The organism is Pseudomonas sp. CFSAN084952 (genome assembly GCF_009648855.1).
Lineage (GTDB): Bacteria > Pseudomonadota > Gammaproteobacteria > Pseudomonadales > Pseudomonadaceae > Aquipseudomonas > Aquipseudomonas paracarnis.
Map to the genome: position 1 here is coordinate 5,597,748 of NZ_CP045767.1, position 15,407 is coordinate 5,613,154.

Annotated in this window: 12 protein-coding genes and 1 pseudogene; 9 read left to right on the forward strand and 4 right to left on the reverse strand. The window is 61.2% G+C overall.

The genetic code is table 11. The features are described 5' to 3' along the window. Positions 1-52: 52 nt before the first annotated feature. The 6 genes from GH769_RS25485 to GH769_RS25510 all read left to right on the forward strand — a co-directional run bounded on the left by GH769_RS25485 (position 53) and on the right by GH769_RS25510 (position 8,181). Positions 53-1,588, forward strand: a complete 1,536-nt coding sequence (locus GH769_RS25485) for an MFS transporter (protein ID WP_014716372.1) — start codon at positions 53-55, stop codon at positions 1,586-1,588. Between the two features lie 15 nt (positions 1,589-1,603). Further along, positions 1,604-2,662, forward strand: coding sequence for an HlyD family secretion protein (locus tag GH769_RS25490; protein WP_014716373.1), 1,059 nt, complete (start codon positions 1,604-1,606; stop codon positions 2,660-2,662). Beyond that, complete coding sequence (locus GH769_RS25495) at positions 2,659-4,104, forward strand: efflux transporter outer membrane subunit (protein ID WP_032902113.1); 1,446 nt, start codon at positions 2,659-2,661, stop codon at positions 4,102-4,104. The genes GH769_RS25490 and GH769_RS25495 overlap by 4 nt, the downstream gene beginning before the upstream one ends. Before the next feature lie 74 nt (positions 4,105-4,178). Further along, positions 4,179-4,688, forward strand: a complete 510-nt coding sequence (locus tag GH769_RS25500; protein ID WP_019819531.1) for a sigma-70 family RNA polymerase sigma factor — start codon at positions 4,179-4,181, stop codon at positions 4,686-4,688. Beyond that, the gene (locus tag GH769_RS25505) at positions 4,685-5,635 is read left to right on the forward strand and encodes a FecR domain-containing protein (RefSeq protein ID WP_032902114.1); all 951 of its coding nucleotides are present in this window, start codon (positions 4,685-4,687) and stop codon (positions 5,633-5,635) included. The genes GH769_RS25500 and GH769_RS25505 overlap by 4 nt, the downstream gene beginning before the upstream one ends. Positions 5,636-5,727: 92 nt before the next feature. After that, on the forward strand, positions 5,728-8,181 hold the full coding sequence (locus GH769_RS25510; RefSeq protein ID WP_032902115.1) for a TonB-dependent siderophore receptor: 2,454 nt from the start codon (positions 5,728-5,730) through the stop codon (positions 8,179-8,181). A gap of 62 nt (positions 8,182-8,243) precedes the next feature. Here the strand turns inward: GH769_RS25510 and GH769_RS25515 are convergent, their stop codons facing one another. The 4 genes from GH769_RS25515 to GH769_RS25530 all read right to left on the reverse strand — a co-directional run bounded on the left by GH769_RS25515 (position 8,244) and on the right by GH769_RS25530 (position 12,165). After that, positions 8,244-8,768 (reverse strand): HipA domain-containing protein, encoded by a 525-nt coding sequence (locus GH769_RS25515; RefSeq protein WP_239688365.1) that lies wholly within the window; start codon positions 8,766-8,768, stop codon positions 8,244-8,246. 68 nt (positions 8,769-8,836) lie between these two features. Further along, a complete protein-coding gene (locus tag GH769_RS25520; RefSeq protein WP_014716379.1) occupies positions 8,837-9,196 on the reverse strand; it encodes a helix-turn-helix transcriptional regulator in 360 nt (119 codons plus the stop codon). 105 nt (positions 9,197-9,301) lie between these two features. Then, positions 9,302-10,006: a DUF3142 domain-containing protein gene (locus GH769_RS25525; protein WP_014716380.1), complete on the reverse strand. Its 705-nt coding sequence runs from the start codon at positions 10,004-10,006 to the stop codon at positions 9,302-9,304. After that, positions 10,003-12,165, reverse strand: a complete 2,163-nt coding sequence (locus tag GH769_RS25530) for a hypothetical protein (RefSeq protein WP_032902116.1) — start codon at positions 12,163-12,165, stop codon at positions 10,003-10,005. The genes GH769_RS25525 and GH769_RS25530 overlap by 4 nt, the downstream gene beginning before the upstream one ends. A 181-nt stretch (positions 12,166-12,346) precedes the next feature. On the opposite strand from GH769_RS25530, the gene GH769_RS25535 reads away from it, so the two are divergent. The 3 genes and pseudogenes from GH769_RS25535 to GH769_RS25545 all read left to right on the forward strand — a co-directional run. After that, the gene (locus tag GH769_RS25535; protein ID WP_032902128.1) at positions 12,347-13,927 is read left to right on the forward strand and encodes a glycosyltransferase family 39 protein; all 1,581 of its coding nucleotides are present in this window, start codon (positions 12,347-12,349) and stop codon (positions 13,925-13,927) included. Positions 13,928-13,959: 32 nt separating this feature from the next. Continuing rightward, positions 13,960-14,205, forward strand: a complete 246-nt coding sequence (locus tag GH769_RS25540) for a DUF2789 domain-containing protein (RefSeq protein ID WP_014716383.1) — start codon at positions 13,960-13,962, stop codon at positions 14,203-14,205. A 157-nt stretch (positions 14,206-14,362) separates the two neighbouring features. Further along, positions 14,363-15,298: pseudogene (locus tag GH769_RS25545) on the forward strand (Fic family protein); the annotation flags it as partial. Between the last annotated feature and the right edge of the window lie 109 nt (positions 15,299-15,407).

Here is a 15,407-nt window from a genome sequence, read left to right on the forward strand (position 1 = left end):
GAGAGTGCCTGATTAAACTGCTCGGGTATTTCTTATTCCGAGTTACCTGTTCATGACGTCCCTCGCTGCCCCCGTCCTCCAGGCCGCAGCCAAACCTACGGCTCTGAGCCCACCCGTATTCGGCCCGCGCATCATCATCGGCTTGCTCGGCGTATTGCTGGCGGTACTGGTCTCCGGTCTCAACGAAATGGTCACCAAGGTCGCCCTCGCCGATATCCGTGGTGCGCTATACATCGGCTTTGATGAAGGCACCTGGCTGGTCGCCGCCTACACCGCCACTTCCGTGGCAGCCATGGCGTTTGCGCCGTGGTGTTCGGTGACGTTTTCCCTGCGCCGTTTCACGCTGTGCGCCATCGGCTTGTTCACCGTGCTGGGCATCCTCTGCCCGTTCGCACCCAACTACGAAAGCCTGCTGCTGCTGCGTACCGTGCAAGGTCTGGCCGGTGGCGCGCTGCCGCCGATGCTGATGACCGTGGCACTGCGTTTCCTGCCGGCCAACGTCAAGCTGTATGGCTTGGCCGGTTACGCACTGACCGCCACCTTCGGCCCCAGCCTGGGCACGCCGCTGGCGGCGTTGTGGACCGAATACGTCGGCTGGCAGTGGGCGTTCTGGCAGATCGTCGCGCCGTGCCTGCTGGCCATGGCGGCCGTGGCCTACGGTTTGCCACAAGACCCACTGCGCCTGGAGCGCTTCAAGCAGTTCAACTGGCGTGGTTTGCTGTTGGGCTTCCCGGCGATTTGCATGCTGGTGATCGGCCTGTTGCAAGGCAATCGCCTGGACTGGTTCGAGTCGGGCCTGATTACCTTCCTGCTGTGTGGCGGCACAGTGTTGCTGGCGCTGTTCATGCTCAACGAATGGTCACAGCCACTGCCCTTCTTCAACTTGCAGATGCTCGGCCTGCGCAACCTGGCGTTTGCCTTGATCGTGCTGGCCGGCGTGCTGATGGTGCTGACCTCGGTGATCATCATCCCGTCCAGTTTCCTCGCTCAGGTTCAGGGCTACCGGCCGCTGCAGACCGCACCGGTGATGCTGCTGATGGCGTTGCCGCAGTTGATCGCGCTGCCGCTGGTGGCGGCGCTGTGCAACCTGCGCTGGGTCGATTGCCGCTGGGTGCTGGGCATTGGCCTGAGTATGTTGGTGCTGTGCTGCCTCGGCAGTTCCCACCTGACCTCGGCGTGGATTCGTGATGACTTTTATGGCTGGTACCTGCTGCAGATTTTCGGTCAGCCCATGGCCGTGCTGCCGCTGCTGATGCTGTCCACCGGCAGTATCCAACCCATCGAAGGGCCGTTTGCCTCGGCCTGGTTCAACACCGTCAAGGGCCTGGCCGCTGTGATCGCCACTGCGGTGCTGGATACATTGACCACCCAGCGCGGGCATTTCCATTCAACCATGTTAGTAGACCGCCTGGGCAATTCGCCCCTTGCCGACGCTGACGCGCCGGGCCTCGCCCACCGCTTGCACGAGCAGACCGTGGTGCTGACCTCTTCGGATCTTTACGTCGTCATGGCCGGTGTCGCGGTGGCGTTGATCCTGCTGATTTTCTGGATGCCCACGCGGATCTTTCCGCCTCGCGCTCCGGCCTGACCACAAGGACTTTCCATGAAACGCAAAGATAAAATTGCCGTCTCCGTTATCGCCGTATTTGCCGTCGGTGTGCTGGTTTACCTGGTTGCGCCGGGCGTACTGGGCAGCAAGCACCAGACCACCAACGACGCCTTCGTCGCGGCGGATTTCACCCTGGTCGCTCCCCGCGTTGCCGGCTTCATCAAGGAAGTGCTGGTGGAAGACAACCAGCGTGTCAAAGCCGGGCAACTGCTGGCGTTGATCGACGACCGCGATTTTCGCGCCGCCGCCCAGGCCGCCGATGCCGACACCCTGGTCGCCCAGGCCCAGCTGAAAAACGCCAGCGCGACCCTGGAGCGCCAAAGCTCGGTGATCGCCCAGGCCCAGGCCACCGTGGCAGCAGATCGCGCCGAAGTGGCCTTTGCCGAACACGAACTGAACCGCTACAACCACCTTGCCGGCGTCGGTGCGGGCACCGTGCAGAACGCCCAGCAAGCCAAGACGCGCATCGACCAGGCTACTGCGCGCCTGGCTAAATCCACCGCCGTGCTGGCCGCCGAACGCAAGCAGGTGGAAATCCTCACCGCCCAGCGTGACGCCGCCGAAGGTGGACTCAAACGCGCCCAGGCCGCGCTGGAAATGGCCAGTTATCAGCTGTCTTACACGCGCATTGTCGCACCGGTGGATGGCATGGTCGGTGAGCGTGCGGTGCGGGTCGGCGCCTACGTGACACCGGGCAGCAAGATCCTTGCGGTCGTGCCGCTTTCTGAAGCCTATGTGGTGGCCAATTTCCAAGAGACCCAACTGTCGCATATGCACGCGGGGCAAGCGGTGCAAGTCAGCGTCGACAGCCTTGACGGCGAACTGCTCAAAGGCCATCTGGAAAGCCTTGCGCCAGCCACGGGAGTGACCTTCGCCTCGGTCAAACCCGACAACGCCACCGGCAACTTCACCAAGGTGGTGCAGCGTATTCCAGTGAAGATCGTGCTTGAGCCGAACCAGCCATTGACTGAGCGCCTGCGCGTGGGCATGTCGGTAGAAGCCAGCGTCGATACCCGGCCCGTCGAGCAGCAGCGTGAGGTGGCCCAGCAATGAAACACGTTGCCTGGCTCACCTTGAGCCTGATCACCCTGAGTGCCTGCACGGTCGGTCCCGACTTCCAGCGGCCCGAGAGCCCGCAGATCAATCAATGGAGCGAACCTCAGGGCCGACAAGCTGCCAGCCGTGCCGTCAGCGATCCCTTGCAGGAGCGCTGGTGGGACGTGTTCCACGACGCGCAGCTCTCAGCCCTGACACGCCGCGCCCTCAGCGATAACCTCGACCTGAAGTTGGCCAGCAGCCGCCTGCAACAGAGCCGCGCGGTACGTCAGGTAACCACCGCCGAGCGCTACCCGAATGTCGATGCGGGCGGCGGCTACCAGCGCAAACGTAACAGTGGCAAAGGCTTGAACGACCCCTCCGGCGAGAATGGCCGCGCAGCCTTCAACCAATGGGACATGGGCTTCTCGGCCTCTTGGGAGCTGGATTTCTGGGGCCGGGTCAAGCGTGAAACCGAAGCAGCCGACGCCACGCTGGAAGTTGCCGAAAACGACCGTCGCGCCGTGTTGTTATCGGTGCTGGCCGAGACTGCCCAGGACTATATCCAACTGCGCGGCGTCCAAAACACCCGTGCCGTCACCGAGCAAAACCTTGATGTTGCGCGCCACAGCCTCAAGCTCTCGCAATTGCGGTTGGCCGACGGCGTGGCCACCGACCTGGATGTGGCCGAAGCCGCCGCCCAGGTCGCGGCTATCGAAGCGCGCCTGCCGGATTTACAACAGCGCCAGGACCAATTGATCAACGCCCTTAGCCTGCTGATGGGCGAGCCGCCTCAGGCCTTGCACGCGCAGTTGTCCAAAGACGCTCCCGTGCCGCAAACCCAACGCCAGGTCGCGATCGGCCTGCCATCGGAACTCGCCGAGCGTCGCCCCGACATCCGCCAAGCCGAAGCCCGCCTGCACGCTGCCACTGCCAGCATCGGCGTGGCCAAGGGCGACTTCTACCCGCGCATCACCCTGTCTGGCAGCCTCGGCTCCCAAGCCATGCAGCTCTCGGATTTCGGCTCCTGGGGTTCCCGTGCCTTTGCCTTCGGCCCGCAGTTGAGCCTGCCGCTGTTCAACGGCGGGCGCCTGCAAGGCATGTTGGATTTACGCGAAGCCCAGCAACAGGAAGCGGCCCTGGCCTACCAGCAAACCGTGCTGCGTGCCTGGCATGAAATCGACGACCAACTGACCCGCTACAACGCCAGCCAACTGCGCCGCGACAGCCTCGCGGAAGCCGTGCGCCAGAACCAAATTGCGCTGACCACCGCCCAACACCAGTACGTCGAAGGCGTGGCGGATTTCGTCAACGTACTCACCGTGCAGAGTGCGTTGTTGGCGACTCAGGAACAGTGGGTGGAGAGCTCCACCGGCGTGTCATTGGCCATGGTCGGGCTGTACAAAGCGTTGGGAGGAGGGTGGGAGTCGGTGTATCCGTTGCAGGCCGCTGGGCGCTGAGTGAGAAAGAGTTTTTGTCAGTCGTCAAATAAGATGTAATGATAATTGCTCTCAATAACACTTCTGAGCTTTTCATGGGCATCGCGACTGACGGCCAGCAACAGCTTCACATCCTGTACCGCGACCATCACGGCTGGCTGCAAGGCTGGTTGCGCAAGCGCCTGGGCGACCGTGAGCAGGCCGCCGATGTGGCGCAGGACACCTTCCTGCGCCTGCTGGTGGCCGGGCGTTTCCCGGGTGACAAGGAAAGCCGCAGCTATTTGGCGCAGATCGCCCGTAACCTGGTGATCGACCAATGGCGCCGCCTGCGCATCGAACGTGCGTACCTGGAAAGCATCGCGCACCTGCCCGAGCCCGAGTCGCCTTCCCTGGAAACTCGCGCGCTGATCCTCGAAACCCTGATGCAGATCGACGCCATGCTCGACCGCATGCCCGACAATGTACGCCGTGCGTTTTTACTTTCGCAGTTCGAAGGCTTGAGCTATGCGCAAATCGCCGAACGCCTGGGCGTCACCGTCAGCTCGGTGCAGAAGTACATGACCCGCGCCATCGTCGCCTGCTACCAGGTGGTGTACGAAGAATGAAGCACGACGCGCCCATCGCCCCCGCGATTGTCGAGCAAGCCAGCGAGTGGTTGATGCTGCAATGGGGCGGCGAGCTCAAGGGCGAGCAGCGCCAGGCGTTTGCCCGCTGGCAGGCCGCTGACCCGGAACACCGCCGCGCCTGGCAGCGCTTGCAGCAGCTGCAACACACCCTGGGCGGTGTACCTGCCGACAGCGCTCGCGCGGTATTGCGCGACACCCCGGATACCCAGCGTCGGGCCGCGCTCAAACTGCTCGGCCTGCTGTTGGTGGCCGGTGGCAGCGGCTACCTGGTGCAACGCAGCGAACCCTGGCGAGCGGCCTTTGCAGAGCTGCGTACCGCCACGGGCGAAATTCGCCATATGACCTTGAGCGACGGCACGCAACTGGACCTCAACAGTGACAGCGCCGTAGACCTGCGTTTCAGCGCTACCGAACGACGTATTCGGCTGATCCGAGGCGAGGTCTTGCTGACCAGCGGCCACGATGCCTCGCGCCCGCTGATCGTCGAAACGCCTGCCGGTGATGTACAGGCGTTGGGCACGCGCTTTGCGGTACGTGAATTGCCCGACGGCAGCCGTGTGGATTTGTATGAAGGTTGCCTGCGGGTCACGCCGTTGCAGGGTGCGCCGGTGCATATGCAGGCAGGGGACAGCCTGTGGTTCAACGCGCGTCAAAGCACCGCGTTGCCGGCAGTGAGCGCCAATGCCAGCAGTTGGACCGAGCATCGTCTGGTTGCCGAACGTCAGCCGTTGGGTGAGTTCGTGGCGCAACTGAGTCGCTACCGCCCGGGCCTGTTGCGCTGTGATCAGGCGGTGTCGAACCTGCTGTTGACCGGCGTGTTCCCGCTGAACGACACCGACGCGATCCTGGCCGCCTTGGAGCGTTCGTTGCCCGTGCACGTGCAGGCGGTGACCCGTTATTGGGTAATGATCAAGGCGCGGATCTGAAAATACTTTGTACAGGGCTTGTCGGTTTTTGCGGCCCGTTCGGGATACCTCTTGAAAGCCAATCAAGAAGCGTTCTCACGGGGAGTCCTGCCATGTCGCACCACCCAATCCAACCTTTGGCCCGCGCGCTGCGTCGTGGCCTGTTTGCCGGCCTGCTGGCAACGGCTCCTGTACTGCCGAGCATGGTTCAAGCCGAAGAAAGCACCGAAGCGCTGCGCAGCTATGACATCCCTGCGGGCAGCCTCGACCAGGCGTTGAACCGTTTCGCCAGTGCCTCAGGCATCCTGCTGTCGGTTGACGCTTCGCTCACCGACGGCAAGCGCAGCGCCGGCTTGAAAGGGCGTTATGGCGTAGGGTCGGGGTTGCAGCGCTTGCTGGCGGGCAGCGGTTTGGCGGCTGTGCAGTCCCAGGGCGGTTGGTCGTTGCAGGCCCTTTCCGGCGACGGAGCCTTGCAGTTGGGCGCGACCCAGATCAGCGGCCGGCAGGCGCAGGAAAGCGCCTGGGGTCCCGTGGACGGTATTGTCGCCAAGCGCAGCGCCTCGGGCAGCAAGACTGACTCGGCGCTGGTGGAAATCCCCCAGACCATCAACGTGATCACCGCCGCCGAGATCAAGGCACGTGGTGCCCAGAGTGTCACCCAGGCGTTGCTCTATACCCCCGGTATGAGCGCTGGAGGTTTTGCCGACCGAGTCAAATTGTTCGATGAGCCGACGTCACGCGGCTTCTCGCCCACGCCGCTGTACCTGGACGGCCTGCACCTGCCTTATGGCGGCGGCAGCACAGGTGGCGCGTTGCAGATCGAGCCGTATTCCCTGGAGCGCATCGAGGTGCTCAAGGGCCCGGCGTCCGTGCTTTACGGCCAGAACCAGCCGGGCGGTATCGTCAATATGGTCAGCAAGCGCCCCAGCGAAACGCCGAGACACCAAGTGGTACTGGAAGCCGGCACCTACGAACACAAAAGCGCGGCCATCGACCTGAGCGGCCCGTTGGACGAGGAGGGGCAGTTTCTCTACCGCCTGACCGGCCTGGCGAATGACGCGCAAGACGAAATCAACTACGTCGAAAACAAGCGCCAGTTCATCGCCCCCAGCCTCACCTGGCGCCCCAACGACGATACCAGCCTGACCCTGTTCGCCCAGTACCAGAAAGATAAAGGCGTGCCCGAAGCCCAAGGCCTGCCGGCGTCCGGCACGCTGTGGGACAACCCCAACGGCAAGATCAAGCGCGATGTGTTTATCGGCGAGCCGGGCGTCAACCAGTACAACCGCGAGCAATACGTGCTGGGTTACGAAGTTTCCCATCGCCTCAACGACATCTGGACCCTTAAGCAAAACGCCCGTTACGCCGAGGTCGACGACCGCTACACCGCGCCCTTGCACGGCTACCGTTTCGTCGCCAACCCAAACACCGGCGTGCAAGACCAGCGTTACCTGCAACGCTTCGGCGTGGACTGGTCGCAGACCAACAAAGTGTTCGGCGTGGACAGTATCGCCCAGGCCGAATTTGACACGGGCGCGCTGTCCCACACCTTCATCGTTGGCCTGGACTACTACCATTCCAACTCGCAGTTCCATGGCCTGTACGACCGCAACCCGCCGATCATTGACCTGTTCAAACCGGTGTACGGCCAGCCCTTGAACTTCGGCCAACCGTACCGCTGGGATCGCACCATCACCCAGACCGGCCTGTATCTGCAGGACCAGATCAAATTGGATAAATGGGTACTGGTACTCGGTGGCCGCTATGACTGGGCGAATGTGGTGAACAAGGAGCCGATACAGGACACCCGCTTTGCCAGCAAAGACCAGGCGTTCACCGGCCGTGCGGGCCTGGTGTACCTGTTCGATAACGGCTTGTCGCCCTTCGTCAGCTATTCGGAATCCTTCCTGCCGCTGGCCGGCACTGATGCGAACCGAAAACCCTTCGAACCCTCCACCGGCAAACAATACGAAGTCGGCGTGAAGTTCCAGCCACCGGGCCAGAAGAGCTTCATCCAGGCTTCTGTGTACCAACTGGACCAGGAAAACGTGCTGACCACCAACCCGGTGGATACCACCTTCAGCACCCAAAGCGGCGCCCTGCGCTCGCGAGGTGTTGAACTGGAAGCCAAGGCCGTCTTGAGCGATGCCTGGGACGTGGTCGCCTCGGCTGCGCGCAATGACGTCAAATACACCAAGGACAACGATGGCCGCCAAGGTCGCCACCCGGCCGGCATCTCCCCACTCACCGCCTCGATGTGGGTCAACTACACCGTGCTCGGCGACACGCCCTTGGCAGGGTTGGGCGCGGGCTTGGGCGTGCGTTATGCCCGTCAAAGCCTGGGCGACGACTACGAAGGCGCTTTTAATGTGCCGTCCTACAGCGTCTACGATGCAAGCCTGAGCTACGACCTGGGCGCCTCGCCGCTCAAGCTCAAGGGCGTGAAACTGGCGATGAACGTGCAGAACCTCAGCAACAAGACCTACGTCTCGCAGTGCACCACTGATTTGGATTGCTACTACGGGGAAGGACGCACGGTGGTGTCGAGCCTGACGTACGATTGGTAACTTAGCGTTTAGGTGATATTTGCTGCGGCGCGCACCCTTCAAGGGTGCGCTCTGTTGCCGCCCTACACCAGGTCCGCTGCAAATCGTGTACACACATTGGAAAGCATGCGTACCTCGGCACCGCTACAGCCTGCCGCTTCGAAAAAGCCGGAGGCTTCTCGCACGACGGCATACATATCCGTGACGATGGACCTTGCTTCATCCGCCCCCAACCCAAAGCGTTCAGGCGTACTCAGCAAATTACTGACAGACGATACCCGGCCTTCATTGCCGATGATGAGCGCCTGCAAGCCTAGTTGGGTAGGGTGGGGCAACACGTCAAATACTGGCGCAAGGGAATAGCCCGAGGCGCTGGTCAGCAGCAGCCCGGTTTGTTTCAGGTGGTCGTCGCTATTGCCGATGAGCACATTGAAGGCCATGCGCTTGTAAAGCTCACGCATATCAAACGTTGCATCGTCGCTGACCTTCTTCAAAACGTCTGCGATCCTGTAATAGGAAACGGCACTTTCAACCGCGTCGACGCGGGTCAATCGCAAATGCGTCGGGCCGCGCGAGCCAACTGTTGGCGTAGCGAAAAACGAATCCATTCCCATGCATGGCCACTTCGCCAACAGGGACCGGGTCACCGACTAAGTGAGCTGAAAAAACAAAGGCATTACCAATCGGCTTCCAGGACATCGTGTTCTCCTTCAGTGCGAATGCGCTCAGGCTCACGGGCGAGGCTCATGGTAATCCCAACCTGGTCAAGTTCTGGTGACGCAATGCTCGCCATACCTTCTTCCAAGTCCATCGCGCTAAGCACATTCATCAGCACGCCGAGGGATACGCCGGCCTCGCCCTGCCTCAGCCGCTGATACGTCTGCCGCGTAATGCCCGCGCGGCTGCATATGGTGGAAATTTTCAACCGGCGACGAATGCGGGCTATTTCGATACCGTTCCCGATACCTCTCATCAGCTCAGCGCTTCTCTCAGAGATGTACCCTTTGTGCGGGTAGGGTTTCGCTGTTTCTTGCATGATATATCACCCTTTAAAGCAACAAAGGTAACTTATATCATCCAAGCCTCTAAGGCCACCTGCAAAAAACCGGCTCGAGGCCGGCTTTTTGCAGGGTTGGAAGAATCAAAGGTTTTGCAAAAACACCACATACCCCCGAAACCACTCATCGGCCCCCAGATACCCCGGCTCTTGCCACTCCCCGCCCTGAATCAAGCCAATCTTGAACGGCACGCCCAGCCGATTCATCCGCGGCAAATACGCGGCATAGTCAGGGATGCTGTGACGCCCTTGATACGTCTGCACCACCACTTCATCCACCACGCCCTTGAGTTGGGCGATAGCGGCCGGGTCGGCGTTGCTGCTCCAGTCCATCAGGCCGGTGATGCTCAACCGCAGGTCGGCAGGCAGGCGCTGGCGCAGGTCGCGCAGAAAATCGGCGTATTCGTGCAGATATTGGGTGCGGGCGTCGAAGTCGATCTGGATGCCGATCACCGGGTTGCCGGCGTCACGCCAGCGTTGCACCTGGCCCAGCACCTGGGTGTAGACCCGTTCCGGCCAGCGCAAGGTGTGGGCGCGGTACACCACCCAGACGTGGCCTTGAGTAATACGCGGCACGCTCATGCCCTGGGCGATCAATTGCACGCCGCGCTGGGGCGCGCGACGAGTGGAGTTGATCTGGCCTTGCAGGATGTACAGGGTTTTTGCCTGCTTGATCACCGGCTGAGGCTCGACGCCACTCCACAGCCAGAAGGCGTCATAGGCGCGGGCGTCCACGGCACCAAAAGCCGGGCTTGCCAGCAACAGCAAGCCCAGCCACAGCGGCTTCACCAGTAGTACTGCAGCGATTTGCCCCACTGGGTATCGGCAAAACCGCTCTTGAGTTGGCGGAACCAGGCTTTGCGCACCGCCGGCGCCACGTCTTCGCCGCCGCAGCTGTTGTAACCGGCCGGCGCGTAGCAGTTGATGGCGCGGAACAGCGCATAAGCCTTGTCGGTTTTCGGCGCCTTGGCGTTGGCGATCACCTGTTTGTAGCCGTCCAGGCGCGAGAAGGTTTCACCCTTGAAGTCCGAGGCGGTACTGCCCAGGCTGCCGGCGGCGCGGGGTTGTTCCAACGGCATGCCGTCCAAGCCGTTGCGCAGGATGAACTCACCGAAGCAGTTCAACGCATGCGGGTTTTTGGCCTCGTTCTGCAAGGTCGCCGCGGTTTGCGCGATGCTTGGGCAGGCGTAGCCGGATTCGGCCTTGTCGCCGTTCCATTGGAACAGCTTCAAGGTCTGGCCGCTGGTATAGGTGTAGCCCAGGCTGGTGCCGAGTTTGTCGTCAGAGAACGAGGCCTGCTTGAGGTCATCGGCGAAGGTGGCGTACTGGCCGCGCAGCAGGTCTTTGTAGAGGAGCACGAATTGCGCGCTCTGACGCTCGGTCGGGTCGCTTGCGTTGGCGATCTGCTGGCGCAGCAGGTCGGGGCCTGCGACGTTGCGCAGCAGGATGTAGCGCACTTGCTTGGCGCTGATCGGCGAGTCGGCGGCGAACACCTTGGCCAATTGGCCGCTGCGCTCGTAATTCATGGCCAGGGCCAGTTCCAGTTGATCGCGTTGCAGCGGTTGCTTGGCCAGCGGCAGCAGTTGCAGCCACAGGGCTTCGGCGGCCTTCCAGTCCTGCTTGGCTTCCAGAGCCAGGGCGCGCAGGGTCTGTTGGCTGAAGGCGAAGTAATCCAGGCTCGACGGCACATCCGCCGGCAGGTGCTTCAAGGCCGCGTCGGGTTGGTGTTCGACGTACAGGGCATAGCTGGCTTGCAGGAAGTCAAAAAGCGCCGGCTCACTGGCGAAGGTGCTCTTTTGCTTATCCAGGTCTTCACGGCTCAACAGCGGCGGGGTGTGGGCGCGCATCGCCATCAGGTCGCTGACCACTTGCAGCATCGGGCTGTTCGCCGCTTTATTGCCGACCATCAGCAACTTGAGGTCGGCCTCTTCCACCAGTTCGTCCACGCTCACATTGCGCTGGGCCTCAGTGGCCTCGGTGAACTGCCAAGTGAAGTCTTCGGCAAGCCTGGCGTCGTCGTTCGCCAGCCAGTGCACACGGCGCAACAGGCCACGGGCCGATGCAACGTAATCGCCCTGTGGATAATGTTTCAGGTAACTGAGAAAACCTTCTTCGGCATCGCTCAAGGCCGACTTATCCACATGCTCGCGTTGCGGCATGCCGTATTCGTCGAAAGCTTCGGCCTGGGCCTGATTCAGTGAAGTACGCGCAGTCATGTACAGCGCCGTTTCCTTCAGCCACGGCACATCGCTGGTGGCGGCGGCGGCGAACCCGCGCTCGGCGTAATCGAAGCGCCCGCTGTAGAAGTCGCCGGCGGCCTGCAAATAGGTGCGAAACAACTGGGCGTTGGCCGAGGGGGTCAACTGCGCGTCCACGACCTGGCGGCTCCAGTCACAGGTGGTCAGCAGCTGCAGGCGTGCTTTTACCAACACATCGCGCTCGGCGGGCGGCATCTGGGCCTTGATCACCTGGCTGATAAACGCCGTGGCGCTGTCATCGTCATTGCTGCGGCAACGGCTGCCTTCGCCATTCAGGAAGGCCTGGCCTGCGGTCTTGTACTCCTCGCGCTTGATGCCCAGGGGCTGGAGCAGCGTGTCGAGTTCGGCTGTGCGTGAATCGTCAGCCTTGTTGTCAGGCTCCTCATTCGTGGCCGGAACCGGCACCAGGCGGTACACCGGAAACGGCACCGGGCCAAAGCCTTGCGCCAAATCGTCTTCGCCCAAGGCATTCGGAGCCAGGGGCGCAGCTTTTTTGTCGGCCAGCAACAGGCGCAGGTTCACCCGGCTGTCGTTGCCAGGGCTGAGAAACGGCTGGTTGCTGCACGGCTCGTAGCTGTCACGCGATACCCGCCAATCGGGGTAACACGAGTCGTCAGAGCTGGCCTGGGCCGGTAGGGAAAAACCGGCCAACAGGGCCAGGGCCAGAGGTGACAGCAAACCGATGCGCATAACGTTTCCTTGATCCTGAGTCCTTGGAGAAGGGGCAATAATAGCCTGATCCGACGAGTGCTTCGGTGAAGGCCTACACAAATTGCTGATTTGTCCGATTCCAGCGGCGAGGCCAGGGCTTTTGGCCTAGAGTGGCGGTGTTTGCGCATAGGCAAGCAGGGTCATGCCGGGAGAATTTGAGGTGCGTCGGTCTGTGGTAGAGCAAAACGAAACAGTTGGGGCATTGCCTGCCTTGCATCGCTCGACCTGGGAAGGTGCCGGCTGGCTCAGCCGTCTGTGGTGGGTGCCGATCCTGGCGCTGGCCATGGCCCTGCGGTTTTACCACCTCACCTCGGCGGCGATCTGGGGCGACGAAGGCTCAAGCCTGTTACTGAGCGAATACGCCCTGGCCGACCTGTGGTTTCACGCGGCCCATGATGTGCACCCACCGCTGTATTTCTTGCTGCTGCGCGGTTGGATCGAAGTATTCGGCGACAGCATCGGCTCAATTCGCAGCCTGAGTGCAATCCCCGGCGTGGCCGTCGTGGGCCTGGGCATCTGGCTGACACGGCAACTGTCCACCCGACGCGCAGCCGTGCTGGCGGGGATCCTGTTGGCGCTGCTGCCGACCGCAGTGCGCTACAGCCAGGAAGTGCGCATGTATTCGCTGCTGGGCGTGTGGCTACTGGGCGCCACGCTGGCCCTGGTGTACTGGGTGAAGCAGCCCGAGCGCGTGCGTTATTTGGCTGTGTATGTGCTGTTAATGAGCGCCGGGTTCTATACCCACTACTTCACCGCGCTGTGCGTGCTGGTGCATTGGGCGTACCTGGGATTGCAGGCGCCAGCTCAACGCCTGATCACGCGACCTGCCTGGTGGGTCGCCAACGTAGCGATAGTGTTGTTGTATCTGCCCTGGCTACCCAACCTGCTGGATTTGGTGCAGCACGTCGAACAGCTCAAAGTCGGCGGCGACATTGGTTGGGAAGAGCCGGTCAATCTACTGTCGCTGCCGTCGATCATCTGGCAGTTCCTGTTGCAGGATGACGGTCTCGGCCTGTGGCCGCCGCTGTTCTGGCTGTTCCCCCTGCTGCTCGCCGGGGTGGTTGTATCGACGGCCTGGCGCAACCACGCGGCGCGCCTGCCGGCACTGTTTTGCCTGCTGCCGCTGCTGCTGGTCTATGGCGTGTCCTTTATCTCGCCCGTGTTTATCGAGCGCTACCTCACGGTGTATGCGTTAGGCCTGCCGATAGTCCTGGCGCTTGCCATCGACCGTTTGCCCTCCCGTTTGTGCTGGCTGGGCGTGGCGTTGTTCGCACTGTTTGTTGGCGTAGAACTGTTGGGGCTAAAGAACAACTTCGAAGTGGATGAGCACGACCAGTTCAACGTGCCGGTGGAGTTCGTCAATCGCAACTACCAGGAAGGCGACCGCATCGTCCTGAGTGACATGATGTGGTACCTCAGCTACGTGTATTACGACCAGACCGACGCGCAACTGCAGCTCTTCACACCGCCCAAACCCGACGGCACCGCGACGCGCCCGAACGCCTATGGTTTCGGCACACTGGTGGACCAGGACGGTGGCCGCATCTATCTGGACCGCCTCTCAGCACTGCCTGCTCAAACGCGGCGGGTATGGTTGATCAGCAGCAACGAAGCCCCAGATGAATTCGCGCCACTGCCCAACGGCTGGCGCGAGCTCAGTCGCCAGGACGGCGGTGGCGCCAGGGCGCGGTTGTTCGTGCTATGCAACGCACCGGCGCCGCAACCTGAAGGCTGCCGCTAGACTCACTTGAACCTACCTATGAGGAGCCTTTCATGGAATCGCCACTGCACAGCTTGCCGGCTTTGTTCAAACAGCTTGGCCTGCCGGACGACCCGGTCAGCATTGAGCAATTTGTCGCCTCTCATTCGCCGCTCAAGCCGGAGTTGAAACTGGCGGATGCGTTTTTTTGGAGCGACGCCCAGAAGACATTTTTGCGTGAAGAGATTCTGGAGGATGCGGATTGGGCGGTGGTGGTGGATGAGTTGAATTTGATGTTGCGGGGTGGGCGAGGGGTGTAAAAAAATATCCCAAGAAATGCGAGTATGTAAAAAAAAATGGTGAGCGGTAAAAAAAACTGGGCTTTAATCGCTTAAGTGAATTTTTTCTGGAAAAGCTCGCCCTGCCAATAGTCGGATACGCTCATCTGTGTGAGGCGCTCGATCTAAAGGTTATCGCACCCTCCCTCCCGAAATGATGGACCGCGCCATCCAGTGGGCTTACCTGCACGAAACCCGCGATTCATTTGCCATCGAAAAAGAACAACCCAGCGAAGAAAAATCCCGTCGCTTCGTTCAACTCCTGCGCCAGGCCCACGAAGGCCGTTTGCTCACCGAAGACTACTTGGTCGAGCTGCAAAACAGCACAGTCTCCAACCCCTTCGACAAAGCCGTCGCGTTTCGCCACGAACAGAACCATCTGCATAACGGGCTGCGCGGCGCAGCCGGTGTGAGCTACGTACCGCCAGCCCCCGCGCTTTGCCAGGAATTGATGGAAGAGCTGATGGCCTTCGCCAACCAGCCCGTGCGAGACGTCGATCCTTTGGTTGCGGCCGCGGTCACCGCTTTCGGTTTCGTCTTCCTGCACCCGTTCATGGACGGTAATGGGCGCCTGTCTCGCTTCCTGATTCACCAGACGCTTTGCCACTACGGCGCACTGGAAAATGGTTTGCTGCTACCGGTTTCTGTCGCCATGAAGCATGAAGAACAAGCCTACCTGCAAGCGCTGAAAACCTTTTCCCAGCCAACCCGTGAGTTCTGGAACGTCACCTGGCTGGATGCGGACCACATGGCGTTCGACTTCATCGGCCACCCCTCGATCTATCGCTACTGGGATGCGACCCGCTGCGTCGAATTCACCCTGCAAATGGCCCGCCGAGCCCTGGAAGTGGAACTGCGCGAAGAAACCGAACTCCTCGACCGTTATGACCAAGTGATCAAAGCAGTGAACCAACGCTACGACGTGCGTGGCAGTGATTTGTCGAAGCTGGTGATGATGTGCCTGGATAACGGTGGGAAGCTTTCCAAGCATCGGCGTAAGCAGTTTCAATACAGCGTGGCGGATGAGGTGTTTGGGTTTATTGAGGAGGAGAGCTTGAGGTTGATGGGCGAGTAAGAGGTGATCCAGACACTTCGTGAAAAGATGGGAAACGTCCTATTTCTCTAGGTGAAACGGACTATAGATGCAGCAGACGTTTTTTCTTATCAAAGGGATATCGCCTATT